General features: G+C 68.9%; 25 protein-coding genes. 15 read left to right on the top strand and 10 right to left on the bottom strand.

What is annotated here, in order from left to right:
• Positions 1 to 64: 64 nt before the first annotated feature.
• A complete protein-coding gene (locus tag ACLJRL_RS25380) occupies positions 65 to 1,234 on the bottom strand; it encodes a macrolide family glycosyltransferase (protein ID WP_410658772.1) in 1,170 nt (389 codons plus the stop codon).
• 290 nt (positions 1,235 to 1,524) lie between these two features.
• On the opposite strand from ACLJRL_RS25380, the gene ACLJRL_RS25375 reads away from it, so the two are divergent.
• From ACLJRL_RS25375 to ACLJRL_RS25350, 6 genes are all read left to right on the top strand, one after another.
• Positions 1,525 to 3,087, top strand: coding sequence for an alpha/beta hydrolase (locus tag ACLJRL_RS25375; protein WP_410658771.1), 1,563 nt, complete (start codon positions 1,525 to 1,527; stop codon positions 3,085 to 3,087).
• A 143-nt stretch (positions 3,088 to 3,230) separates the two neighbouring features.
• Entirely contained in the window at positions 3,231 to 4,133 is a 903-nt protein-coding gene (locus tag ACLJRL_RS25370; RefSeq protein WP_410658770.1) for an ABC transporter ATP-binding protein, read from the top strand.
• Positions 4,130 to 4,861, top strand: a complete 732-nt coding sequence (locus ACLJRL_RS25365; RefSeq protein WP_410658769.1) for an ABC transporter permease — start codon at positions 4,130 to 4,132, stop codon at positions 4,859 to 4,861. The genes ACLJRL_RS25370 and ACLJRL_RS25365 overlap by 4 nt, the downstream gene beginning before the upstream one ends.
• A gap of 105 nt (positions 4,862 to 4,966) precedes the next feature.
• Positions 4,967 to 5,560 (top strand): hypothetical protein, encoded by a 594-nt coding sequence (locus ACLJRL_RS25360; protein ID WP_410659051.1) that lies wholly within the window; start codon positions 4,967 to 4,969, stop codon positions 5,558 to 5,560.
• On the top strand, positions 5,557 to 5,880 hold the full coding sequence (locus tag ACLJRL_RS25355) for a transcriptional regulator (RefSeq protein ID WP_410658768.1): 324 nt from the start codon (positions 5,557 to 5,559) through the stop codon (positions 5,878 to 5,880). Before ACLJRL_RS25360 ends, ACLJRL_RS25355 begins: the two co-directional genes overlap by 4 nt.
• Positions 5,867 to 7,186 (top strand): DNA polymerase IV, encoded by a 1,320-nt coding sequence (locus ACLJRL_RS25350; protein WP_410658767.1) that lies wholly within the window; start codon positions 5,867 to 5,869, stop codon positions 7,184 to 7,186. The genes ACLJRL_RS25355 and ACLJRL_RS25350 overlap by 14 nt, the downstream gene beginning before the upstream one ends.
• 46 nt (positions 7,187 to 7,232) lie before the next feature.
• Here ACLJRL_RS25350 and ACLJRL_RS25345 read toward each other — a convergent pair whose 3' ends face one another.
• Genes ACLJRL_RS25345 through ACLJRL_RS25330 form a run of 4 tightly spaced genes read right to left on the bottom strand, consistent with a single transcriptional unit; the run spans position 7,233 to position 11,003 of the window.
• Positions 7,233 to 8,060 (bottom strand): enoyl-CoA hydratase family protein, encoded by an 828-nt coding sequence (locus ACLJRL_RS25345; RefSeq protein ID WP_410658766.1) that lies wholly within the window; start codon positions 8,058 to 8,060, stop codon positions 7,233 to 7,235.
• On the bottom strand, positions 8,057 to 8,749 hold the full coding sequence (locus ACLJRL_RS25340) for an SDR family NAD(P)-dependent oxidoreductase (RefSeq protein WP_410658765.1): 693 nt from the start codon (positions 8,747 to 8,749) through the stop codon (positions 8,057 to 8,059). The genes ACLJRL_RS25345 and ACLJRL_RS25340 overlap by 4 nt, the downstream gene beginning before the upstream one ends.
• On the bottom strand, positions 8,746 to 10,263 hold the full coding sequence (locus tag ACLJRL_RS25335) for a benzoate-CoA ligase family protein (RefSeq protein ID WP_410658764.1): 1,518 nt from the start codon (positions 10,261 to 10,263) through the stop codon (positions 8,746 to 8,748). The genes ACLJRL_RS25340 and ACLJRL_RS25335 overlap by 4 nt, the downstream gene beginning before the upstream one ends.
• Complete coding sequence (locus tag ACLJRL_RS25330) at positions 10,260 to 11,003, bottom strand: creatininase family protein (protein ID WP_410658763.1); 744 nt, start codon at positions 11,001 to 11,003, stop codon at positions 10,260 to 10,262. Before ACLJRL_RS25330 ends, ACLJRL_RS25335 begins: the two co-directional genes overlap by 4 nt.
• Before the next feature lie 48 nt (positions 11,004 to 11,051).
• Here ACLJRL_RS25330 and ACLJRL_RS25325 point away from each other — a divergent pair, with 48 nt between their 5' ends.
• The 4 genes from ACLJRL_RS25325 to ACLJRL_RS25310 all read left to right on the top strand — a co-directional run bounded on the left by ACLJRL_RS25325 (position 11,052) and on the right by ACLJRL_RS25310 (position 15,028).
• The gene (locus ACLJRL_RS25325) at positions 11,052 to 11,873 is read left to right on the top strand and encodes a PaaX family transcriptional regulator C-terminal domain-containing protein (protein ID WP_410658762.1); all 822 of its coding nucleotides are present in this window, start codon (positions 11,052 to 11,054) and stop codon (positions 11,871 to 11,873) included.
• Positions 11,870 to 12,652 (top strand): tryptophan 2,3-dioxygenase, encoded by a 783-nt coding sequence (locus tag ACLJRL_RS25320; protein ID WP_410658761.1) that lies wholly within the window; start codon positions 11,870 to 11,872, stop codon positions 12,650 to 12,652. The genes ACLJRL_RS25325 and ACLJRL_RS25320 overlap by 4 nt, the downstream gene beginning before the upstream one ends.
• Positions 12,649 to 13,839 carry a kynureninase gene (locus tag ACLJRL_RS25315; RefSeq protein ID WP_410658760.1) on the top strand — a complete coding sequence of 397 codons (1,191 nt, stop codon included), beginning with the start codon at positions 12,649 to 12,651 and terminating at the stop codon, positions 13,837 to 13,839. The genes ACLJRL_RS25320 and ACLJRL_RS25315 overlap by 4 nt, the downstream gene beginning before the upstream one ends.
• A 118-nt stretch (positions 13,840 to 13,957) precedes the next feature.
• Positions 13,958 to 15,028, top strand: a complete 1,071-nt coding sequence (locus ACLJRL_RS25310) for a Glu/Leu/Phe/Val family dehydrogenase (RefSeq protein WP_410658759.1) — start codon at positions 13,958 to 13,960, stop codon at positions 15,026 to 15,028.
• Between the two features lie 77 nt (positions 15,029 to 15,105).
• Here ACLJRL_RS25310 and ACLJRL_RS25305 read toward each other — a convergent pair whose 3' ends face one another.
• Both ACLJRL_RS25305 and ACLJRL_RS25300 read right to left on the bottom strand, forming a co-directional pair.
• Positions 15,106 to 15,294, bottom strand: coding sequence for a DUF5302 domain-containing protein (locus tag ACLJRL_RS25305; protein WP_378245833.1), 189 nt, complete (start codon positions 15,292 to 15,294; stop codon positions 15,106 to 15,108).
• 80 nt (positions 15,295 to 15,374) lie between these two features.
• Positions 15,375 to 16,346, bottom strand: a complete 972-nt coding sequence (locus ACLJRL_RS25300) for a winged helix-turn-helix transcriptional regulator (RefSeq protein ID WP_410659050.1) — start codon at positions 16,344 to 16,346, stop codon at positions 15,375 to 15,377.
• A 132-nt stretch (positions 16,347 to 16,478) separates the two neighbouring features.
• Here ACLJRL_RS25300 and ACLJRL_RS25295 point away from each other — a divergent pair, with 132 nt between their 5' ends.
• Entirely contained in the window at positions 16,479 to 17,951 is a 1,473-nt protein-coding gene (locus ACLJRL_RS25295; protein WP_410658758.1) for a carotenoid oxygenase family protein, read from the top strand.
• A 131-nt stretch (positions 17,952 to 18,082) separates the two neighbouring features.
• Complete coding sequence (locus ACLJRL_RS25290; RefSeq protein WP_410658757.1) at positions 18,083 to 19,306, top strand: acetyl-CoA acetyltransferase; 1,224 nt, start codon at positions 18,083 to 18,085, stop codon at positions 19,304 to 19,306.
• Between the two features lie 14 nt (positions 19,307 to 19,320).
• On the opposite strand, the gene ACLJRL_RS25285 is transcribed toward ACLJRL_RS25290, so the two are convergent.
• On the bottom strand, positions 19,321 to 20,190 hold the full coding sequence (locus ACLJRL_RS25285) for an alpha/beta fold hydrolase (RefSeq protein ID WP_410658756.1): 870 nt from the start codon (positions 20,188 to 20,190) through the stop codon (positions 19,321 to 19,323).
• 64 nt (positions 20,191 to 20,254) lie between these two features.
• On the opposite strand from ACLJRL_RS25285, the gene ACLJRL_RS25280 reads away from it, so the two are divergent.
• Positions 20,255 to 20,992, top strand: coding sequence for a TetR/AcrR family transcriptional regulator (locus ACLJRL_RS25280; RefSeq protein ID WP_410658755.1), 738 nt, complete (start codon positions 20,255 to 20,257; stop codon positions 20,990 to 20,992).
• A gap of 134 nt (positions 20,993 to 21,126) precedes the next feature.
• Here ACLJRL_RS25280 and ACLJRL_RS25275 read toward each other — a convergent pair whose 3' ends face one another.
• Positions 21,127 to 21,750: a TetR/AcrR family transcriptional regulator gene (locus tag ACLJRL_RS25275; RefSeq protein ID WP_410658754.1), complete on the bottom strand. Its 624-nt coding sequence runs from the start codon at positions 21,748 to 21,750 to the stop codon at positions 21,127 to 21,129.
• A 147-nt stretch (positions 21,751 to 21,897) separates the two neighbouring features.
• Between ACLJRL_RS25275 and ACLJRL_RS25270 the strand changes: the two genes are divergently transcribed.
• Together ACLJRL_RS25270 and ACLJRL_RS25265 are read left to right on the top strand one after the other, a co-directional pair.
• The gene (locus ACLJRL_RS25270; protein WP_410658753.1) at positions 21,898 to 22,062 is read left to right on the top strand and encodes a hypothetical protein; all 165 of its coding nucleotides are present in this window, start codon (positions 21,898 to 21,900) and stop codon (positions 22,060 to 22,062) included.
• Between the two features lie 78 nt (positions 22,063 to 22,140).
• Entirely contained in the window at positions 22,141 to 22,317 is a 177-nt protein-coding gene (locus ACLJRL_RS25265) for a hypothetical protein (protein ID WP_410658752.1), read from the top strand.
• Positions 22,318 to 22,488: 171 nt separating this feature from the next.
• Here ACLJRL_RS25265 and ACLJRL_RS25260 read toward each other — a convergent pair whose 3' ends face one another.
• Positions 22,489 to 23,859, bottom strand: a complete 1,371-nt coding sequence (locus ACLJRL_RS25260) for a sensor histidine kinase (protein WP_410658751.1) — start codon at positions 23,857 to 23,859, stop codon at positions 22,489 to 22,491.
• Positions 23,860 to 23,879 lie beyond the last annotated feature (20 nt).

Genomic DNA, 23,879 nt, shown 5'->3' with positions numbered 1-23,879 from the left:
TGCAATGAACGGGCCTTTCCTTGCAAAATTTGCAAGGAAAGGCCCGTTCATAGCATTACCCGGGCTACTTCAGGAAGGACTCAACGGCGTCGGCCGCGCGGTCGATCCCGCCGTTGCCCCGCGTTTCGGCCTGCACCTCGGCCAGCCGCGCGGCGACCTCGGGCGACCCGGCCACCCGATCGACGGCGGCCCGCAACGTCGTCGCGGTCACCTCGTCGGCCGGGAGTTGCTCACCGACGCCCAGTTCCGCGAGCTTCGCCGCGTTGCCGAAACCGTCGGTGGCCAGCGGGATCGCGACTGTCGGCACGCCGTACCACAGCGATTCCGTGCTGCCGCCCATCCCGGCGTGCGTGATGAAGGCCGACGCGGCCTCCAGCACCGCCAGTTGCGGGACGAACGGGTGCACCTCGATGTGCTCGGGCAGCGGTCCGAAAACGGCCGGATCGGTCTGACCGATCGAGATCACCACGTGCCAGTCCGAGTCGCGGAATCCGTCGACGCAGGCGCGAAAGAGGTCGATCTGGTCGGTGAACGCCGTGCCGAGCGACATCAGCAGGACCTTCTTACCGCTCTTCGGCGGGGTCCAGCCGCGGTCGGCCAAGCGTTCCGGGTCCAAAGCCGGTCCGACGAAGCGGACCGACGACGGAACCCGGTCGACGTTCGGCTGCATCGCCCTCGGCAGCAGCGCGAGGACGTGCTCCGGGTGGGAGATCCAGTCCCAGGCGTCGGTTTCGATGTCGTTTTCCCGCAACCACGCGGTATACGTGGCGTGATAGTCCTTTCCGGACGGTGAGCCGCGAAGCGCGTCGAGCATCTCGCCCAGATCTTCTTCGTAGCCTTCCCAAGCGACGTACGTCGGCGACAGCTGTACTGCCGGAACGTCGTAACGCCTGCCCAGGATCGGTGCCGGGAGCCCGCCGATGTCGTACAGCAGCAGGTCCGGCCGGTTGTCGTCGTAGAACTCGGTCAGTACCGGCATCGCCTGGAGGCCCTCGTCGAGGAAGACCCGCATCTGCGAGCCGGCGTCCTCCGGCCACGCCGACTGGTCGCCGAGCGGGAGGATCGACGGATGCGGGACCACTTCGGCGCCGGTCGGTTCGACCAGCCCGGTGAGTGGTTCGCCCACGACGTAACTGACCCGGTGCCCGCGAGCGACCAGCTCACGGATGACGGCCAGTGACGGGTAGATGTGGCTCGGAGCGGTGCAGCCGATCATTGCGATGTGCTTCTGCATGGTGTCCTGTCTGGATCCGTGACGGAATGACAGACGGCGCGCAGAAAGAGGGGCCTCCCGGTCGCGGGCGGCCCTGCGGTCACGCCGTCTCAGGCGGTGCGCATACGGATGTGGTAGGTCATGATCGAATCCTAGCGTGCGCCGGGCGGCCGCCCAAACGCTTAACCGGTTGCCCGGTTTGCCGCGATCGGGACCCGCCGTTGGTAGGGACCTTCGCCGGAAGGGTTCCGCGGGTCATGGTCGTGGATAAGGTTTCGGGGCTTTCACCTTTGGAGGGAAAGGGAGAAACCGTGAGACGTGTTCTCATCACCGCGCTCGCCGTGGCCACGCTGGCTTCGGTCGCGGTGACCGCACCGGCCGTCGCGGAGCAGGCTGAGCAGACGCAGCCCGCCGAGACGATCGCTTGGGGGGCGTGCACCGATCCGACGCTCGTCACCGCCGGCGCCGAGTGCGGCTACCTGTCCGTGCCGCTCGACTATTCGAGGCCGCGCGGGGAAAAGATCCAGCTCGCGCTCAGCCGCGTCAAGCACAAGACGCCCGAGGCGCAGTACCAAGGCGTCATGCTCACCAACCCGGGCGGCCCGGGCGGATCCGGGCTGCTGCTGGCGACCCGCGGGACGCGCGTGCCGAACCACGCCGGCGACGCCTACGACTGGGTCGGCTTCGATCCGCGCGGCGTCGGCTCCAGCAAGCCCGCGCTTTCGTGCATCCCGGACTACATGGACTACAACCGGCCGAACTACACGCCGACCACGCCCCAGCTGGAGAAGACCTGGCTGCAGCGCTCGAAGTCCTACGCCGACGCGTGCGCGAAGAACAACAGCCGCGCGCTGCTCGAGAACATCAAGACGACCGACACGATCAAGGACATGGAGAGCATCCGCAAGGCGCTCGGCGCGGAGAAGCTGAACTTCTACGGCTACTCCTACGGGACCTACCTCGGCCAGGTCTACGGGACGCTGTTCCCTCAGCATGTCCGCCGGATGGTCCTCGATTCCACTGTGGACCCCCGCAACGTCTGGTACCAGGCGAACCTGAACCAGGACGTCGCCTTCGACGTCAACATCAACATCTGGTTCGGCTGGGTCGCGCAGCACGACGACGTCTACCACCTCGGCAAGACGCAGGCCGCGGTGAAGCAGGTCTTCACCGAGCAGCTGAAGAAGCTGGCCGCCGTCCCGGCGGGCGGCTTCGTCGGGCCGGACGAATTCCTCGACGTCTTCCAGCAGGCCTCGTACTACCAGCTGCGGTGGACGCTGCTCGGCGACGCGTTGGCGAAGTTCGTCAACAAGGGTGACTGGCAGACGATGAAGGGGCTGTTCGAGGCCTTCGGCGGCCGGGGCGACGACAACGGATACGCCGTCTACCTCGCCGTCCAGTGCACCGACGTGAAGTGGCCGCAGAGCTGGCAGCAGTGGAAGCACGACAACTGGCGGACCTACCAGAAGGCGCCGTTCTTCACCTGGCAGAACGCCTGGTTCAACGCGCCCTGCCTGTACTGGCCCGCGAAGCCCGGCAAGCCGGTCAAGGTCGACGGCAAGAAGGTGCCGAGTGTGCTGATGATCGGCGAGACCCTCGATGCGGCGACGCCGTACGAAGGCAGCCTCGAGGTCCGGAGCCGGTTCCCCGGTGCTCGCCTGATCGGTGAGCCCGGCGGCACGAGCCACGCGATCACCCCGCGCGGCAACGCCTGCGTCGACAACCGGATCGCCGACTACCTGGCCACCGGTGCGCTTCCCGACCGCAAGCCGGGACGGACGGCCGACGTCGAATGCGCGCCGCTGCCCCTACCGGTGCCGCCTCCGGCACCCGCCCCAGTCCCTGACGCGGCCACCTCCCGAGTGCCCGCCTAGCCCAAGTCCGTGAAGGCCTCCTTGAGGGACTCAGAGTCCCTCAAGGAGGCCTTCACGGACTTCTGGGGTTTCTCTCGCAGGGGACTTTGTGTTACAAAGTGCGTGTCGACTTTGTAGTTCAGAGTGCTTGAAAGGGGAGAGTCATGGTGGACGCGTTCAGCCTGGAGGGGCTGGCGAAGCGCTTCGGTGCCGTTCAGGCCGTCGACGACGTCAGCGTGCGGGTCGCCCCTGGCGAGGTGGTGGCGCTGCTCGGACCGAACGGCGCGGGCAAGTCGACCACGATCGACATGCTGCTGGGGTTGACCAGGCCGGACGCGGGTCAGGTGCGGGTCGCCGGGCTCAGCCCGGCCGAGGCCATGGACCAGGGCCTGGTCGGGGCGATGGCGCAGAACGGGACGCTGCTCAGGGACGCCACGGTCGGCGAACTCGTCGGCCTGTTCTCCTCGCTGCACCGGAAATCGCTGCCGGTCCGCGAGGTGCTGCAGCGCGCCGGGGTCGGCGAGTACGCGAACCGCCGCTGCGGGAAGCTCTCCGGCGGCGAGCAGCAGCGGGTGCGGTTCGCGCTCGCGCTGGTCGGCGACCCGGACCTGCTGGTGCTCGACGAGCCGACCGCGGCCATGGACGTCGACGGACGGCGCCGGTTCTGGGCGTCGATGCGCGAGTACACCGCGACCGGCCGCACCGTGCTCTTCGCGACGCACTACCTCGCCGAGGCCGAGGACTACGCCGACCGCGTCGTGCTGATGCGCAACGGCCAGGTCGTGGCGGACGGTCCGGTCGGCGAGGTCCGGGCCGCGGTCGCCGGCCGGGTCCTGCGGGCCGTCGTCCCGGATGCCACCGAAGCGGCTCTCGCCGCGCTGCCCGGAGTGTCTCGCGCGGTGCTGCGGGCCGGGCACGCCGAACTGAGCTGCGCCGACTCCGACACCGCGATCCGCGGCCTGCTGCGGGAGTTCCCGCTCGCCGCGAACATCGAAATCACCGCTGTCGGACTGGAAGAAGCCTTCATCGCGCTGACCGCCGATGAGGTTGAAGGAGCCTTGCGATGAACATGAGTTACCTCGCGCTGGAGATCAAGCGCATCGTCCGAAGTCCGCAATTCGCCTTGTTCACCATCGGGATGCCGCTGGCGATGTTCCTCTTGTTCGGCGGGATCTTCGGCGCCGGCGAGATCGCTCCCGGCGTGTCGACCGCGACGGTGACCATGGTGAACATGGCCGCGTACGGCGCGATGACCGCCGCGTTGTTCACCGGAACCCGCGTGGCCACCGAGCGCACCGACGGCTGGCAGCGCACGTTGAGGCTGACGCCGATGCGGGCGCCGGCCTATCTGATGGTGAAGGTGACGGCGGGTTTGTTCGTCGCGCTGCCGGTGCTGCTGGTGATCTTCGCGGCCGGGATGATCCGCGGTATCCGGCTGGAACTCGGCCAGTGGCTGACGATCTTCGGTGCGCTGTGGCTCGGCGCCCTGCCGTTCGCGGTGCTGGGGCTGATGATCGGCCTGTTCGGCAAGGGCGACACCGTGCAGGCGGTGACCGGGGCGCTGATGCTGCCGCTGGGCATGTTCGGCGGCCTGTGGATCCCGTTGCAGATCCTGCCCGGCTGGATGAACACCGCCGGGCACATCATGCCGACCTACTGGCTCGGAGAGATCGGCCGCGCACCGGTGCTGGGGGCTTCGGGGGCGCTGACCGCGGTCCTGGTGCTCGTGGCGTGGCTGGTGGTGCCGGCACTGGTGGTCATGGCGAGGTTCCGGCTCGACACGGCCAGGCTATGACTTCGAGAGACTGTGACTTCGAGAGAGACGGTGAGCGCGTGTTAACTTTCCGAGGTGCCGGAGGATGAGCGGGCTGTGCCTGAGCGGGACGACGACGCGCGGCCGATGACGCCCGAGGAGTCGCTCGCGCTCATCGCCAAGCAGACGGAGGACACCCGGCGTGAGATCGGGCCGAAGCCGGCCGTGCTGCTGGCCGTCTGGGGACTGGTGTGGCTGCTCGGTTTCGGGCTCATCTTCCTGTCCGCACCGCCCACCTCCCTGCTGCCGCTGTGGGTCGCCGCCGCGCTCGCCGTCGCCGGTTTCGTCGGAGCGATGGTGTACTCGGCGATCTACGGCATCCGGGCGGGCCGTGGCGTGCGTGGGCCGTCCCGGCTGGTCGGGGCGATGTACGGGTGGAGCTGGATGATCGCGTTCGGCGGGCTGACGGTGGTGAACACCGCGCTGATCCGTCTCGGCCTGGACGTCGAGCTGATCCCGTTGCTGTGGTCCGGAACCTCGCTCATCCTGACCGGCCTGATGTACCTCGCCGGCGGAATGCTGTGGCAGAGCAAACTGCAGTACGGCCTCGGCGTGTGGATCATCGCGTGCGGCGCGGCGAGCGTGCTGGCCGGGGGGCCGCACAACTTCCTCGTGCTGAGCCTGGCGGGCGGTGGTGGCTTCCTGGTGGCGTCGCTGGTCTTCCTGGTGCGGCCGCGATGAGCGAAGACGCGCTGCCCCAGCTCGATCCGGTGATCCACGCGCAGGCGCGGTTGCGGGTCACCGTCGCGCTGTCGAGCCTGGGGCCCGGCGACAGCATCACTTTCCCGCGGCTGCAGCAGTTGCTGGAGATGACCCCGGGCAACCTGTCGACGCATCTGCGCAAACTCGAGGACGCCGGGTACGTCGAGATCACCAAGGCCTTCGAACACCGCACGCCGGTGACGCTGGTCGAGCTGACCACCCGCGGCCGGGCGGCGTTCGAGGAGTACACGCGGTCGCTGCATCGGCTTCTCGAGGTGCCGGGCGATGGGCGCGCCTGACCGCTGGGTCGTCCACCTCGACATGGACGCGTTCTACGCCTCCTGTGAACAGCTCACCCGGCCCACCTTGGCGGAACGTGCCGTGCTGGTCGGCGGCGCGGGCCCGCGCGGCGTGGTCGCCGGGGCGAGTTATCAGGCGCGCAAGCACGGGATCCGGTCGGCGATGCCGATGTCGCAGGCCCGGCGGCTGCTGCCGGCCACCGGGGTGATCCTGCCGCCGCGGTTCAAACTGTACGAACTGCTGAGCACGCAGGTGTTCGACCTCGTCGCGCAGTACGCGCCCGTGCTGGAACGGATCTCGCTCGACGAGGCCTTCGCCGAACCGCCTTCTTTGGTGGGTGCCACGGCCGAAGGGGTCCGGGAGTTCGCTGCTTCGGTCCGTGCCCGGATCCGCTCGGAGGTCGGCCTGGTGGCGTCGATCGGGGCGGCGTCGGGGAAACAGGTCGCCAAGGTTGCCTCGGATCTGGCGAAACCGGACGGCCTGCTGGTCGTCGACGCGGGTACCGAACGCGCTTTCCTCGCACCGCTGCCGACCCGCGTGCTGTGGGGGATCGGCCCGGTGGCGGAAGGGAAACTGCGGGCGATCGGCGTCCAGACGCTGGGGCAGCTGACCGCGCTGTCCGACGCCGACGCGGTGTCCACTTTGGGCAGTGTGGTCGGGCGCGATCTGCGGCGGCTCGCCACCGGCGTCGACGACCGGCCGGTATCCGATCGCGCGGAACTCAAGCAGGTCAGCGCGGAGACCACCTTCGACAAGGACCTGATCGATTTGGCGAGTCTGCGGCGCGAGGTCCGCGATCTCGCCGTCCACGCGCACAAACGGCTGGTGAACGCGGGACGGGTCGCGCGGACGGTGGTGGTGAAACTGCGGGACACCACCTTCAGCACGGTGACGCGTTCGGAGACGATGGCCTCGCCCACCGACGAATTCGACCAGCTCGCTTCGATGGCGGAGCGGTTGCTGATCGACCCGACCGAGTTCGGCGGAGTGCGGCTGGCCGGTGTCGCCTTTTCCGGTCTTTCGGTGCCGCATCAGGATCCGCTGTTCACCCTGTCGGTTCCTTCTTCGGTGGAGTTGCCTTCGACGACGGTTTCGCGGGCGCCGGTGCCGGTGGTGTCCGTCGGGTGGCGTCCTGGGGATGACGTGGTGCACGAGTCGTACGGGAGCGGCTGGGTGCAGGGGGCCGGGCACGGGCGGGTGACGGTGCGGTTCGAGACCCGGACGAGCGGCCCCGGGGTGGCGCGGACTTTCGAGCAGGAAGATCCGGCTTTGCGGCGAGGAGATGCCGGGGACTGTCTCGCTTGAGGCGATCAAGCCCTTCCGCGATTAGAGGACTAATCGCGGAAGGGGGTCATCGGCCGGTCCAGCGGGGGGATCGCCCGGCCGTCCAGGCCGCATAGAACTCCCCATGATCCTTCGCCGTCATCAGCAGAGCCTGCGTAATGGCCTCGAGCTCGATGGAACTCGCCAGGTCCATGTCCAGCTCACGCGTCAGCAACACCTTCGTGGTGCTGTAAGCCAACGCCGGCCCGTCCGCGAGACGACGCGCCAGCGCGGACGCGGTCGAAGCCAGCTCGGAGTCGTCGACGACCTGCGAAGCCAGACCGATCGCCTCGGCCCGCGTGGCTTCGATCTTGTCGCCCAGCATCAGCAACTCGGTCGCCCGCCCCAGCCCGACCAGCCGCGGCAACAGATACGCCGACCCCATGTCCGCCCCGGCCAGTCCGACCTTCGTGAACAGGAAGGCGAACTTCGCCGACGACGCCATCAGCCGGAAGTCGCTGGCCAAAGCGATCACCGAACCCGCGCCGGCGGCGACACCGTTGATGGCGGCGATCACCGGGATCGGGCATTCGCGCAGCGCCTTCACCACGGCACCGGTCATGCGGGTGAACTCCAGCAGTTCCGCGGACTCCATCTTCTGCAGTTCGCCGATGATCTCCTCGACGTCGCCGCCGGAGCAGAACCCGCGTCCGCGCCCGGTGATGACCAGCACCCGGACGTCGCCGCGGTGCGGCAGTTCGGCCAGCAGGTCCCGAAGGTCCGCGTAGATGTCGAAGGTGAGCGCGTTCAGCTTTTCGGGGCGGTCCAAGGTGACCGTGGCGACTCCGTCGTCCACGGTGAACTCGAAGTGCTCCCATTTCGCCGTGATCGGCGGCGTGGCGCGAAACGGGCTCATAACTGGATCCCACCTCCATCGAGGACGAGTGTCTGTCCGTTGATCGCGGCGGCTTCGGGCGCCGCGAAGAAGGCCACCGCGTGGGCGACCTCGTCCGGTTCGAGCAGCCTGCCCAGCGGGGACGCCGCGGCGAGCGCGGCCTCCGCGTCGGCCTCGTCCCGGCCGGTCTTTTCCCGGATCCGGGCCACCGAGGCGGCTGTCATGTCGGTGCGCACGAAGGCCGGGCAGACCGCGTTCGCGGTGATGCCGGTGCCGGCGACCTCGGCGGCGGTGGCCCGCATCAGGCCGACGGCGGCGTGTTTCGACGCCGTGTATCCGGCCGTGTAGCGGTAGCCGATATGCGCGGCCGTCGAGGCGACCGTGATGATCCGGCCGCTGCGGCTTTCGCGCATACCGGGCAGAACCGCCCGTGTGCAAAGGAAAGCGCCGGTCGCGTTGACGTCCAGCTGAGTGCGCCATTGCTCCAGCGTCGTCCTCGAAAGCGGGGCACTCGCCGAGATCCCGGCATTGTTCACCAGCACGTCCACCGGGCCCAGGCCCTCGAAGTACCGCGCGACGGCGTCCTCGTCGGTGACGTCGCATTTGGCCCGTCCGGGGGCGTACACCTGGTCACCCGCGGTCAGGAACCGCTGGGCGATGGCCGCGCCGATCCCGCGCGTCCCGCCGGTGACGACGACGATCCTGCTCACGCTGTCTCCCTCCGGCCGGTCTCTCGTTTGCGCAGCGTGCGCCGATCGAGTTTCCCGTTGGCGGTCCGGGGAAGTTCGGTCACGAACACCACCTCCCGCGGGTATTTGTGCTTCGCCAGATGCGCCCGCGCGTGGTCCTTCAGTTCGTCGGGCGTGACTTCCGCGCCCTCGGCGAGCACGACGCACGCCCGCGGGACGACCAGGCCGTCGATGCTCACCCCCACTACCGCGCAGTCGACGACCGCGGGATGGCCGATGAGGCAGTCCTCGATCTCGCTCGGCGCGACGAAGACTCCGGACACCTTCAGCAGATCGTCGGCCCGGCCGTGGTGGTGGAAGTAGCCGTCGGTGTCGCGGCTGAACAGGTCGCCGGTGCGCAGGGTGTCGCCGTGGAACGTCCGAGCCGTCTTCTCCGCGTCGCCGTAGTACTCACGCGCGATGGTCGGCCCGGTGACCTCCAGGGTGCCGATCTCGCCGTCCGGCAGGGTTTCCCCGCTCTCGTCCAGGACCCGCGCGGTGTAGCCGGGGACCTCGCGGCCGAGGCTGCCGACCCGCTGGGCGCCGGGGACGTTCGAGAGATAGATGTGGTACGCCTCCGAGGAGCCGATCCCGTCGATCACCGGGACACCGAACAGCTTGTCCCACTTGCGATGCAGTTCCGAAGGCAGTGCCTCGCCCGCCGACGTCGCGAGCCGGAGTGAGCTCATGTCCACTGTAGACGCCGACGGGTCGGCGATCATCGCGCTCATCATGGTCGGCACGTTCACCAGGATCGTCGGGCGGTAACGCTCGATCAGCGAGAACAGCAGATCCGCGGTGCTGCGCTGCGGGAACACGATCCCGGAAGCGCCGACGCCGAACGGGAACAACGCGGTCAGATCCCTTGCGTAGCCGAAGAAAAGCTTCGGCACGGCCAGTACACGGTCGTCCTCGCGCAGGTCGAGCACGCCGAGCGCGTACCGCTCGAAACTCTCCAGCGAACTCCGTGCCGGGTGCACGCACGCCTTGGGCGAGCCGGTGCTGCCGGTGGTGAACTTCCAGATCGCGACGTCGTCCAGTTCGGTCGGCGCGGCTTCCAGCTCGGCGGAAGCCGAAGCGGTCAACACGGCGAACGAGTGCTCGCCGGGCTCCAGCGGACCATCGCCGACCACCAGGAGATTCCGTGCCCCGGCCTCGCGCAGCGCGGGCAACGTCGACGAGTCGGCGATGACGACCGCCGCCTCGGTGTAGTTCAGGTAGTACGCGTAATCCTTGGCCTGCAGGAATGAATAGACCTCGGCGGTGACCGCGCCGATCTTCTGCGCCGCGTACCAGACGGCGACGAACTCGACGCTGTCGTTCAGTGCCAGCAGCACTCGCTGTCCACTTCGGACACCGAGTTCCCGCAACACGTTCCCGGCGCGGTTCACCAATACGGAGAGCTCCGCGTAGGTGACTTCTTCGTCGCCACAGACCAAGGCCGTCCGGGTGCAGGGGAGCCGGTCCACGAAATGGGTCGCGAGGTTGAAGGTCATACCAGCTCCCGGATCGCTTCGACCAGGATGTCGGTGAGCACCGAGAAGGTCTTTTCGCCCTCTTCGGCGCTCGCCTGGGCGGGCGTCCCGCAGTAGGCCTCGGTCATCCCGGCCGAGGCGAAGTCCGTGACGTCGCCGCGCGCGAGGTCGACGTGGACCGCGGGCAGGCCACGCTGGACGACGGCGTCGACGAGGTCGGGCCGGTCGGCGAGCACCAGCGACGTCTCGTACTGCCCGGCGTGGCATTCCCCGGAGCGGAACTCGTCGGTGAGCCGCGCCGCGTACCGGCGGCGGACCAGGTCGACGAAGCCGATCTTGGTGCCGTGCGCCGCGTGCACCGTCTCGACCACGCGCCGCAGCACGGCCAGGTGCGCGGGTTCGAAGTGGTTGTTGACCAGCATGACGCGCGGCAGGCCCTGGTCCGCGAGCGCGCCGCAGATCTCGGTCAGCAGCGCGTGCAGGGTCTCCTCGCCGATCGAGATGCCGCCCGCGAACCCGGCCGCGAACCGGGTCACGCCGTAAGGCACCTCGGGCAGGATCAGCACGCGCAGTCCCGGATCGCCGGCCAGCCGGGCGGCGGCACGTTCGCACATCCCCCGCGAGATCAGGGGATCGGTGCCCAGCGGCGCGTGCGGTCCGTGCGGTTCGACGGCCCCCACGGGCAGCAACAGCACGGGAACGCGCTCGCTGGAGGCGAGCGCGGCGACCTGGCGCGAGCTCAAATCCGCGAAGTACGTCACTCGAATCAAGCTACACCGCAGCGGCCTGAGGTGTATAGAGTTGCTCGCATGCCCGAATCGCCCGTGCCTCACGGTGACCCTGGTCCCCAGGAGCTGGTGATGACCCTGCTCGGCAGCTACGTGCTGCCGCGCGAGACCCGGCGTGTCTGGTCCGGGGGCCTGGTCGGCGTCCTGTCCGGGCTGGGGTTCTCCGACGGCGCCGCGCGGATCGCGCTGGCCCGCCTCGCCCGCCGTGACCTGCTCGCCCGGCACAAGGCCGGCAGGCTGGTCCACTATTCGCTGACCCGCCGCACGATCGTGCTGCTCGAAGACGGCGACCGCCGGATCTTCTCCCTCGGCAGACGCGACCGCGAGGTCGGCGAGTGGACCGTGCTCTGGCAGAGCATCCCGGAAAGCCGCCGCCAGGCGCGGGAACGGCTGGTGCGGCGTCTGCGCTTCCTCGGCTTCGGCCCGGTGCAGGACGGCACCTGGATCGCCCCGCACGACCGCGAGGCCGAGGTGCTCACCCTGCTGGCCGAACTCGACGTCTCCGAATACGCCGGGCTGATGCTCGGCAAACCGTCGGCGGGGCTCGACGTCCGGCGCTTCGCCGGCCGTGCGTGGAACCTCGACGGCCTCGCCGCGCGTTACGACGCGTTCGTCCGAGATTTCGGCGGATATTCAGGCGACCTGCCTGACGCCGAGGCGTTCCAGGTCCGAACCTGGCTGACGCACACCTTCCGCGCCTTCCCGTCGCTCGACCCGGAACTGCCGGTCGGGCTGGTGCCGGCTCCGCCGAGCCGGGCGGCCGCGGTCGAGCTGTTCCACGATCTTTACCAGGCACTGGCCCCGGCGGCACAGCGCCACTTCGATGAGGTGACAGAACCATGAACGACACCCAGGCGGCATTGAGTTACACGTCCTACCTTTCACTGGACGAAATACTCGACGCACAGCACACCAGGTCCGATGAGCACGACGAAATGCTCTTCATCGTGATCCACCAAGTGTATGAACTTTGGTTCAAACAAGTTCTCCACGAGGCGCTTTACCTGCAGGAGCAACTCGAGGCGGGTAATACCGCTCACGCGATCCGGACGCTGCGGCGGATTCTGACTATCTTCAAGGTGGTGGTCGCGCAGATCGATGTGCTGGAGACGATGACTCCGAGCCAGTTCACCAGTTTTCGTGCGCGACTCGACGCTTCGAGCGGGTTCCAGTCGGCCCAGTTCCGCGTACTGGAGGCCGTCCTCGGCCGCCGGGACGAGCGGGTCTTCGCGCATTATCCGGAGGGCGGTGAGCAGCGTGCCCAGATCTCCGGTGCGATGTCCCGTCCGTCGCTCTTCGATTCCTTCGTCACCTACCTCGCGGTGAAGGAATACGGCGTCCCGACCGGGCGCGACGTCACCAAGCCACTCGAACCCTCTCCGGCGCTCCAAGAGGTTCTGCTGCAGGTTTATCGCGATGACACAGGGCCGTCCGTCGTGGCGGAGCACCTGGTCGACCTGGATGAAGGGATGCAGGAGTGGCGGTATCGGCACGTGAAGATGGTCGAACGCACCATCGGAGACAAGACCGGGACGGGGGGATCGTCGGGCGCCCACTACCTGCGTACGACGCTTTTCACCCCGATGTTCCCGGACCTTTGGGCGGTACGGAGCCGACTTTGACAGACCTCGACGCGCTGCGCCGCAGCCCCAACGCACTCGCGGCGCACTACACGAAATTCGGTGTGGCGGACCGGATCCTGCTGACCGGCCACTCCCACCAGGCCTGGCCGGACGTCGCGGAGGAGGGCCTCCTCGAAGCCTTCGCCGACGCGGCCGAAGAGGTCGACACCAAGTGGGAGCGGGCCTTCGCGAAGGCCGACGAGATGCGGGCCGGGTTCCGGGCGCTGCTCGGTGACCCGCACGGCGGTATCGCGCTCGGCGCCAGCACCCACGATCTGGTGATCCGCTTCCTGTCGGCGATGGACCTGCGCGGTCGTCCCCGGCTGGTCACCACCGACGGCGAGTTCCACACCCTGCGCCGTCAGCTGGCGCGGCTGGCCGAGGAAGGCGTCGAGGTGGTCCGCGTGCCGACGGCGCCGGTCTCCACGCTGGCCGAACGCGTCGCCGCCGAGGTCACCGAGGACACCGCCGCGGTGCTCGTCTCGGCTGTGCTTTTCGAGACCTCCCGGCTCGTACCGGGCCTGGCCCACCTCGCCGAGGACTGCCTCACGAAGTCGGTGAACCTCGTCGTCGACGCCTACCACGCGCTCGGCGTCGTCCCGTTCGCGCTGCACGACCTCGGGCTGACCAACGCCTGGGTGCTCGGCGGCGGCTACAAGTACCTCCAGCTCGGCGAGGGCAACTGCTTCCTGCGAATGCCCGCGCACGCGCAGGAACTGCGGCCGGTGGTCACCGGCTGGTACGCCGAGTTCGGCGCGCTCGCGGACGAGCGCCGGCCCGGCCAAGTCGCCTACGCCTCCGGATCTGACCGGTTCGCGGGAGCGACCTACGACCCGACGAGCCACTACCGCGGCGCGCGTGTCTTCCGGTTCTTCGCCGAACAGGGGCTCACGCCCCAGTTCCTCCGGGAGGTGTCGCAGCACCAGGTCGGCCTGCTCGCCGAGGGCTTCGACAAGCTCGGCCTGCCCGAGAAGGTCATCACGCGCGACCGGGAGACGCCGCTGGACCGCATCGGCGGCTTCCTGTCGCTGAAGTGCGCGGACGCCGGCGCACTGCAGGCCGCCCTCGCCCAGCGCGGGGTGCGGACCGACAGCCGGGGCGCGTACCTGAGGTTCGGACCGGCGCCCTACCTGTCCGACGATCAACTGGACTCCGCACTTCGCATCCTCGAGGAGATTGTCCGCTAGGTTTGCGACGTGGCACTGTCGCCGCCGGATGACCTTCGTGCGGGGACCGTGCCTTGTTTCAGGAACCTCGCACGTGCGCCACAAGCAGCGTGCACTCCACGACAAGGGAGTCACCACAGTGACCGAAGTGTTCGGCCATGGCACCGGCCATGAACAGGTCGTCTTCTGCCAGGACCAGGCCACCGGCCTGAAGGCCATCATCGGGATCTATTCGACGGCACTCGGCCCGTCGCTCGGCGGTACCCGCTTCTATCCGTACGAATCCGAGGACGCCGCACTCGCCGACGTCCTCGCGCTCTCCAAGGGCATGGCCTACAAGAACGCACTCGCCGGGCTCGACCTCGGCGGCGGCAAGGCCGTCATCATCGGCGACCCGCTCAAGCACAAGTCCGAGGCGCTGCTGCGCGCCTTCGGCCGGTTCGTCCAGACGCTGGGCGGCCGCTACATCACCGCCTGCGACGTGGGCACCTACGTGCAGGACATGGACATCGTCGCCCGCGAATCGGACTTCGTCACGGGCCGCTCGCCGGAGAACGGCGGCGCCGGCGACTCCTCGGTGCTCACCGCTTTCGGTACCTACCAGGGCATGCGGGCCTCCGCCGACGCCGTCTGGGGCATCCCGGACCTGGCCGGCCGCAAGGTCGGTGTCGCCGGGGTCGGCAAGGTCGGGCACATCCTCGTCGGGCACCTGATCGAAGCCGGCGCGCAGGTCGTCATCACCGACGTCTCGCCCGCGGCGATCGAGCGCACCCGCGCGGCCTACCCCGCCGTCGAGGTCGTCGAAGACCTCGCCGCGTTGATCCGCACCGAACTCGACGTCTTCGCGCCGTGCGCGCTGGGCGGCGTGCTCACCGACGAGACCGTCGCCCTGCTCCGCAGCAAGATCGTCTGCGGCGCGGCCAACAACCAGCTCGCCCACTCCGGCGTCGGCAAGCAGCTCGACGACCGCGGCATCCTGTTCGCGCCCGACTACCTGGTCAACGCCGGTGGCGTGATCCAGGTCGACGACGAGCGCCACGGGTTCGACTTCGCCAGGGCCAAGCGCAAGACCACGGCCATCTTCGACACCACCAAGGCGGTGTTCGCGCTGGCCAAGGCCGACGGCGTGCCCCCGGCGACGGCGGCCGACAGGCTGGCCGAGCGCCGGATCGCCGAGGTCGGCGGGCTGCGGTCGATCTTGACTGTCTAGGTCTCCTGAAACGCTATGAACGGCCCGTTACTTGCAAATTTTGCAAGTAACGGGCCGTTCATAGCGCTTTCGCGGTCTCAGCCGCTCTTGCGACGGAAGGTGCGCTTGTTCGCGGCGGGGCCGTGGGCGTGCAGGTTCTTCCCGCCGGCGTTCTCGTGGGCCGAGCCGGAGCGGGACTGCGCCTGCTTGCGCTCGAGGGCCTCGCGGAACTTGCGCTTGGTGTCGTCCTCTTCGCCATCCGCAGGGGATGGTGCCGGTTCAGTCATTGCTACCTCCGAGGTGACGACATGTGACAGTCCTCAGCCTGTCAGGAACCCTCTCGCTTGGCGAGTCGATTTCACCTATGTCACTCGCGTACCTCGGGCGCGGGCAGCTGGGCCGGACCGCCGAAGCGGACCCGGTTCCGCAGCAGCGGCCGCCAGCAGTGGTCGCACAGCAGGATCGGCGTCAGCCGGTTGCCGCAGTCCACGTGGTCCAGGGTGATATCCGGGGTCTGGCCGGGGATCTCGAATCCCCGGGACCACTCGGCGATGAAGGCCAGCGCCGGGAAGAACGCGAGTCCCTTCGCCGTCAGGCGGTAGTCGTGCGCGTCGGTGCGGGTCTTCGCGATCCCCGTCCGCAGCACGCCGACGTCGACGAGTCTGGACAGCCGCGCCGAAAGCACGCTCGGGCCGATCCCGAGTTCCCGTTCGAACTCCGAGAAGTGCCGCGCCCCGAGCAGCGCGCTCACCACGAGCCCCGTCGACCACCGGTCGCCCAGGAGTTCCATGGTGTCGGGGAAGAACATCAGCGGATCGCCCGCCAGGGACTCCGCGTCCTTGCGGCGGAAGCGTTTCGTCGCGGTCGCTTCGACGACGCCGGTGTCGTCGAGCCGCCGAGCGCGGATGTCGCGGGCGTCGACCCGGCGTTCGCAGGAGGCGCAGCCGAGCGGCGCGGAGGTGGCGAGTTCGCAGTCCAGGTGGATCAGCGTCGGCAGGACCGCGCGCCGTCCCTCGACCCATTCCCGTTCCCACGCCCAGATCGAGATCAGCAGCGGCCACAGTTCCAGGCCGCGTTCGGTCAGCCGGTACTCGTGCCGGGTGCGGCGCGTGTCGCGGTACGGCGTGCGGACGAGCATCCCGGCGTCGACCATCGCGCGCAGCCGCCCGGACAGCGCGGTGGGGGAGATGCCGAGGCGCAGCCGCAGTTCCTCGTAGCGGCGGAACCGCAGGAAGAGGCTCTGCAAGATCAGCAGGGTCCACTGGTCGCCGAGCAGTTCGAGTGCTCGGCGCAGCGGGTCGCCCGCCGGCCTGGCGCGCTGCGCCGTCGCCTCTGTCACGTAGGTGCCTCTCTGCATGGTGTCGCTGTCAGCGTACTACTGACTACAGCAAAAGAAGTCTATTGACACCTGGATACAGAAATCATAGTGTCTCAGCCAATCGGTCAACGCGAACCAACCCGGGGAGAACCGATGACCAGCACCTCCGAGCAACCGATCATGGTGGCCGCGGCCACCGGTGAACCCGAGGTCAACCCGTACCTGATGGGCGTCTACGCCCCGGTCGGCGAGGAGATCGACGCGAGCGATCTCGAGGTCATCGGCAAGATCCCCGCCGATCTCAACGGCGTGTACCTGCGCAACGGGCCCAACCCGCGATTCGAGCCCGAAGGCCGCTACCACTGGTTCGACGGCGACGGCATGATCCACGCCGTCCACCTGGAGAACGGCAAGGCCCGCTACCGCAACCGCTGGATTCACACCTTGGCCTTCGAGGCCGAGTCCGAAGCGGGCAAGGCGCTCTGGAAGGGCGTCATGGAGTCGCCGAAGGGCAACCCGTTCGGCAACTCCCACGGCCTGAACGTCAAGGACAGCGCCAACACCGACCTGATCTTCCATCGCGGCCAGGTGCTCTCCACCTGGTACCTGTGCGGCACGCCGTACGCGGTCGACCCGCTTTCCCTGGAGACGCTGGGTGCCGAGGACTTCCTGGGCACGCTGGTCGGCGACATGATGGCGCATCCGAAGGTCGACGAGCGCACCGGTGAGATGTTCTGGTTCGACTACGGGCCGAAGCCGCCATACCTGCGCTACGGCGTGATCAGCGCGGACGGCCGGGTCGTCGCCACGACCGAGATCGAACTCCCCGGCCCGCGCCTGCCGCACGACATGGCGATCACCGAGAACTACGCCATCCTGATGGACTTACCGCTGGTCCAGGACATGGAAGCCGCGCGCAACGGACGGCACAAGCTGCTGTTCGACCGTTCGCTGCCGAGCCGGTTCGGGGTGATGCCTCGCTACGGTAGCGGTAGCCAGATCCGCTGGTTCGAAGCCAGCCCTTGCTACATCTACCACGTCGTCAACTCGTGGGAGCAGGGCGAAGAGATCATTCTCGACGTCTGCCGCGTCCAGCGTCCGCAGCCGGCAGCAGACGCGCACACCCCGCTCGCCAAGATGCTGTCGTACCTGCGGCTGGACGCCTCGCTGCACCGCTACCGGTTCAACCTGCGGACCGGTCAGTGCGCGGAAGAGCAGCTCGACGACGCCAACACCGAATTTCCGACCGTCGACTCGAGGGTTGTCGGCGGCCGGAACCGCTTCTCCTACGCGGTGCACATCTCGCCGGATTCGACGCTCAAGTTCGACGGCCTGGTGTGTTACGACAATCGTGCCGGCACCAAGACCGAACATCGGTTCGGTGAGGGCCGGTGGGGCAGTGAGGCTCCGTTCGCACCCCGCGACGGCGCGGCCGCCGATTCAGACGACGGCTATCTGGTGACCTTCGTCCAGGACGAGCGCGAGGGGCGCTCGGAGCTGGACATCTTCGACGCCGCCGATCTCGCTGCCGGACCCGTGGCCAGGGTCCTGCTGCCCCAGCGTGTCCCGCTCGGTTTTCACGCGACCTGGGTCCGGGCGGACCAGCTGGAACCTTCCCGTAGTTGAGGAATCCCCCTTTTCGTCCGCGCGCCAGAGGGGTGCGGGCGGACCGAGAGGGGCCGGAAAGTCGCCGTCCGATTCGCCCCTTCCCGGGGGAGGGGCGAATCGGGCACGGCGGCGGAGGGTGAACCGGACCGATGACGGTCTTCGTATTGGGCGGGGCACAGACCGATTTCGCGCGGAACTTCGCGAAAGAGGGCGGCGGGCTCTTCGAGATGTTCGCCGAGGTGGTTCCGGACGCTCTGGTGGACGCGCAGGTCGAGGCGAACGAGATCGGCGTCGCCCACGTGGCCAACCTGGCCGCCGAGTTGTTCACCGGCCAGGCCCACCTCGGTGGACTGCTGGTGGCGGCCGTCCCGGACCTGGACGGCGTGCCGAGTGTCCGGCACGAAGCCGCGTGCGCCTCCGGGGGGACGGCGGTGCTCGCCGCGAGCGCGGACATCGAGTCCGGCCGGTACGACGTCGCCTTGGTGACGGGGCTGGAACTCATGCGCAACACCGACGCGAAGACCGCGGCGGGCCATCTGGGCTCGGCCGCCTGGGTCGGCGCCGAGGCGCTGTCCGCGCAATTCCCCTGGCCCGCCTTGTTCGCCGACGTCGCCGATGTCTACGACTGGCGGTACGGACTCGATCCCGCGCATCTCGGCCTGTTCGCGCGCAACGCCTTCACCAACGCCGCGCTCAACCCGATGGCGCAGGCGCGCGACTGGACTTTCCCCGACGGCTCGTTCGGCCAGGACGACACGCTGAACCCCGTCGTGGAAGGCGTGCTGCGCAAGAACGACTGCGGCCGGATCTCCGACGGCGCGGCCACCGTCGTGCTCGCGTCGCCGGAATTCGCCGCCACGTGGGCGAAACGCGTGGGCCGTGACCTCGCGGACGTCCCGAGGCTGGCGGGCTTCGGCCACCGGACGGCGCATTTGTCGTTACGCGGCAAGCTGGATCGCGCCGAAGGGCAGGAGTACCTGTTCCCGCATCTGCGCGGCGCGGTGCTCGACGCGTACCGGCGGGCGGAGGTCTCCGGCGCCGAGGAGATCGACGTCGTCGAACTGCACGACTGTTTCACCATCACCGCGCTGGTGGCGCTCGAACACCTCGGCGCGGCACCGCCGGGGGCGGCGGGACGGCTGGTCGAATCCGGCGGGATCGCGCGGGACGGCGTCCTGCCGGTGAATCCCGGCGGCGGCCTGCTCGGGCTCGGCCATCCCGTCGGCGCGACCGGGGTCCGGATGGTGCACGACGCCGCGCGTCAGGTGGCGGGAACCGCGGGACCGCTGCAGATCGAGGGCGCCCGGAACGTGCTGACGCTGAACGTCGGCGGCTCCTTCACCACTGTTGTCGCGATGGTCGTCGCGCGCTGAAGCAGCTGAAATGGCTAAGCCTTGCGCGCGTGCCCGGTGATCGTTTCGGCGATCGCGGGCCACAGCTGCCGCGGTAGTTCGTGCCCCATTCCGGGGTACAGCACCAGTTCGGCGTCAGGGATCGCTTCCGCGGTGGCCTTCCCGCCGCTGACGTCGATCAGCGGGTCGCTCTCGCCGTGGACGACGAGCGAGGGCACGCGGACCTCGCGCAGTTTCGCCGTCCGGTCGCCGGAGGCCACGACCGCGGCGGCCTGCCGCAGCGCGCCCGCCGGGTGATCGGCCCGGTCGTGGTTGCGGGTGGCCTTCGCTCGGAGGTACTCGTCGTCGGAGGGATGGCCGGGCGAACCCACCAGCTTGAACCACGAGACGCTGTCTTCGATCGCCTGCTCACGCGTGGCGGCGGGCGGGCGCGTCAGCCCGGCCAGTGCCGTCGGCTCCGGATGCCCGACCGAGGGGTCCCCGGTGGTCGACATGATCGAAGTGAGGGAGAGCAGCCGCTCCGGGGAATCGATCGCGAGCCGCTGCACGATCATCCCGCCCATGGACGCGCCGACGACGTGCGCGCGGTCGAAGCCGAGCGCGTCGAACAGGCCGGTGACGTCGGAGGCCAGATCGGAAAGCAGATATGGCGCCGTCGTCAGGTCACCGGCCGCGAGCGCGCTCAGATCCGGTACCGGGAGGTCGTCGAGGTAGGTTGACAGGCCGATGTCGCGGTTGTCGAACCGGACGACGTGAAAGCCGCCCTCGGCGAGCAGTTCGCAGAAGCCGGTCTCCCAGGTGACCATCTGGGCACCGAGCCCCATGACCAGGACGAGCGGCGGGTTCGCGGGGGAGCCGAAGGTGTCGTACTCGAGTTCGAGGCCGTTCACACGCGCGCGGGGCATACCGCCGATCCTCCCCGGATGTGCCCCGTCGTGCCACCACCTCACTGCGGATACGGTAGCCCGCATGCCGACTTTCTCCGAAGACGCGGGTTCCCGGCCGCGGTCACGCGCGGCTTCCGGACGGCCGGCCCTCACCAGGGACCGCATCGTCGACGCCGCGCTGGAGCTGTCGGCCGAGACCGGTCTCGAGAACTGGACGTTGCGGCAGCTCGCCGCCGCCGTCGACGCCTATCCGGCGGTGGTCTATCACCACGTGGGTGATCGGGACGCCGTCGTCGGCGCGGTCCTGGACCGCGTGGTCGGCGAACTGACGTTGCCCGACGAGACGTTGCCGTGGCGGGTGTGGTTCGGCGAGTTCCTGTCCACCGTCCGGGCGGTGCTGCGGCGCTACCCCGGCTCTGCGCGACGGCTGGCGCTGTTCGGGCCGTCGGTCGAGGCCGCGGTGCCGACCATGGACTCCGGGATCCGGAGGCTGCTCGCGGCCGGGTTCGCCGGCGAGGCCGCCGTCGCCTACAACCTGCTGCTCGCCACCGCCTGCCAGTTCATCGCGATGGAGGACGACCGCGAGAGCGCGATGGCGCTCCAGCTCGACCGATCCGAGGGCTACGCGGCGTTCCGGACCCGCGAGGACCTGCCCGGGATGGCGGCGATGGGCGAGGCGATCTCGGCGCTGGTGGCCGATCCCGATCTCGCGTCCGGCTACTACGAGCGTCTCTACGGCTACGCGGTCGAGCGGTGTTTGGACGGGCTGGAACACCGGCTCGCCGAGCTGCCGGCGAGGGAAACCGCCTTCGAAGTTTGACAGAGCCGTGACAGTGATCCGGCGTAGTGTGGAGGGATACCGGTGGCTCGCCACCGGTGCGGAGCCCCTGGCACCCACCTCCCCCTCGAGGTGCCGGGGGTTTCGCTTATGGACACGGCCCCTTTCCCGGCGGCTCAGCCTCGGCGCTGGATCTCCGGGAACACGTCACCGACGAGCGTGACCAGCGATTTGCTGAGCAGCGTGTGCACCTGCTGGCGGTCGAGCGCGCCGCGGACGAGCCATTCCCGGCCCGCCGCCTTGACCATCCCGCCGAACGCGCGCACGAGGGCGTTCAGCTCCTGACCGTGTTCGCTTTCGCGCGACAGGCCGACCGCTTCGAGCACCCGATCGGCTGATTCGCGGTCGGCCTCTTCGAGGATCCGCTCGACTTCGAGGTCCCGGCCGATGCCCTCCGGGGCGATCGCGGCCAGCCACATCTTCTCCTGGCTGGTGACCATGTCCAGGAACCAGTCGATGGCGACGTCGGCGCGCAGTTCGAGCGGGCCCTCCGGGAGGATGTCGACGGCGAGCCGCGGCACGGTCAGCGCCCGCCGGATGATCTCCAGGTACAGCTCGCGTTTGGTGCCGAAGTAGTGGTTGATCAGACCCCGGGCCACCCCGGCCTCGGCCGCGATGTCCGATGTGGACACTTCCGAGTAGGGACGGTCCCCGAAAAGGCGCGCTGCGCAGGCAAAGATCTGTTCCTTACGCTCGTCCGGTTCCAGTCTTCGCCATCTCGGCGCCGGCTCCGTGGTCATACGTCATATCTTCCCACGATCGATTCAGCACGGCTCGATGGTCACTGGACGCCACGCTTGGCAACCACTTAGTGCGCACTTAGCGGGCTCGGACATCGTCACTCCGACGGCTGGGAGGCGCTCGCCAGAGTCGCCGCCACCGGGGTGATGACCGACGCCGACCGGGCCATCATCCAGACCGATCCCGAACTCGCGCAGACCGTGATCGACCCGGGGAAGACCGAAGTCACCGACGTTTTGGAGGAGACACCGGGCGCGACGCCGGTCCCGGGCAAGACGTCCTGCACCCACGCGGACCGCTACATCGTGTAGCGCAGCACCCTCGGCTTCAAGACCGCCGAATGGCATATGCGCGTCGATTGGTGCTACAACGGCAAAACCGTGTCGGGCGTGACCCGCGACGCCTACATCTCGAACTACGACAAGGTGACCATCCGGTACAAGGGCGAGATCAAGAACAGCCTCCAGTACCGCCCCGGCAAAGTGAACGCGCGGACCTACATGCAGGGCCACCTCGAACAGTGCGTCGTGAAGTACGGCTGCTACGCGCTCATCCAGCGCAAATGACGGGGCACACCGGGGCGCTGAGCTGTGACACGAAAAGGCAAAGTGTCAGTTAATCCGGTGTGTACCGTCTGTTGGCCAGCTGGTCTTTACCGTCTTCTCTCAGGTGGCATGCCGTGCGCGCTGTCGGGGCGCGTTTGCCTCCTACCGGCCCGGCCTGGCGAGTAACCCCCCCTAGCTCGCCAGGCCCGGGCCTTCTTCTTGCGGCGGACGCTCGGCGGCCAAGAGCAGCGTGAACGTCGTCGGTGACGGGCTGCTCAGCCGCAGCCGTCCGCCTTCCGCCTCGGACAGGCTCCGCGCCAGCCGCAGCCCGATCCCGTGTCCTTCCCGCTCTTCGCCACCCTCCTGGGTCCTGACGAACGGATCGGCCCCGTCCGGGATGGAGCCCTCGTCGCGCACGTCGATGGCCAGCGCGTCCCCGGCGTCACGCGCGAGGACGCTGACCGTGCCGCGCCCGTGTGTCGCGGCGTTGTCCAGCAGGACGGCGAGCACCTGCCGCACGGCCGCGGCCGCCGCCCGCGCCGGCAACGCCTCCCGCCCGCTGATCCGCAGCGCCCGGCCGCGTTCGGCGAGCAGGCCGTGCCAGGTCTGGCGGACCTCTTCGAACAGTTTATCCAGGTCGAGCAGCGCGCGCGGGGCCCTGGTCTGCTTGGCCAGCGCCAGCAGGTCGTCGATGGTGCGTTCCAGCCTGTCGGTCGAGGCGATGCCGTCCCGGATCGTCGCGTACGGGTCGCGATCGGGGCTCTCCAGCGCCGCTTCCAGTTGCAGGCGCAGCCCGGTCAGCGGGGTCCGCAGCTGGTGGGAGGCATCGGAGGAGAAGGTCCGCTCCCGCTCCAGCGTTTCGCCGATCCGCTCCGAGGTGACGTCGAGCGCCTCGGCGACCTGGTCGATCTCCGGGACCCCGGTCCGGCGGGCACGCACGGTGAAGTCGCCCTCGCCGAGCCGCTCGGCGGTGTCGGCCAGGTCTTCCAGCGGCCGCGCGAGCCTGCTGGCGATCCGGCGCCCGATCAGCCAGCTGGTCCCGATCGCGATGGCCCCGAGACCGGCCATCTTCAGCCAGGTCAGCCAGATCCGTTCGTTCAGCTCGCTCACCGGATGGGCGGCACGGACCACCCCGACGACCGACTGGCCGCTGAGCACCGGGACGGCGAGCACCCGCTCGTCGCCGATCGGGCCGGTCGCCATGTCGGTGTGGTGCGCCGCGCGCACCAGCGCGTCTTCCGTGGCGGGGCCATCGCCTGCCACCAGCCTGCCGGTGGGGGAGTAGACCGACACCCGGATGCCCTGGATCTCGTCGTCGTCCTCGTCCGTGACCGCCGGTCCGAGCTCCGGGACGCGGCCGTTGGTGAGATCACCGGTCACGCGGACGGCGATCGCGTCGGCGGCTCGTTCGAGGTCGTGGGTCGAATTGCCTTCGTGGAACCGCGCGACGGCGACGGCGAGTGGCACCCCGAACAGGGTGATCGCCAGCACCGCGGCCAGCACGGTCAGGGTCACGATCCGACGGCGCACGGACAGAGTGTGCCTAACCAGGGACAGGATCACCCGCCGGACGCGATAATTTG

This window comes from Amycolatopsis sp. lyj-112 (genome assembly GCF_046549055.1).
GTDB lineage: Bacteria > Actinomycetota > Actinomycetes > Mycobacteriales > Pseudonocardiaceae > Amycolatopsis.
This window is presented reverse-complemented; position numbering and strand designations above follow the sequence as displayed.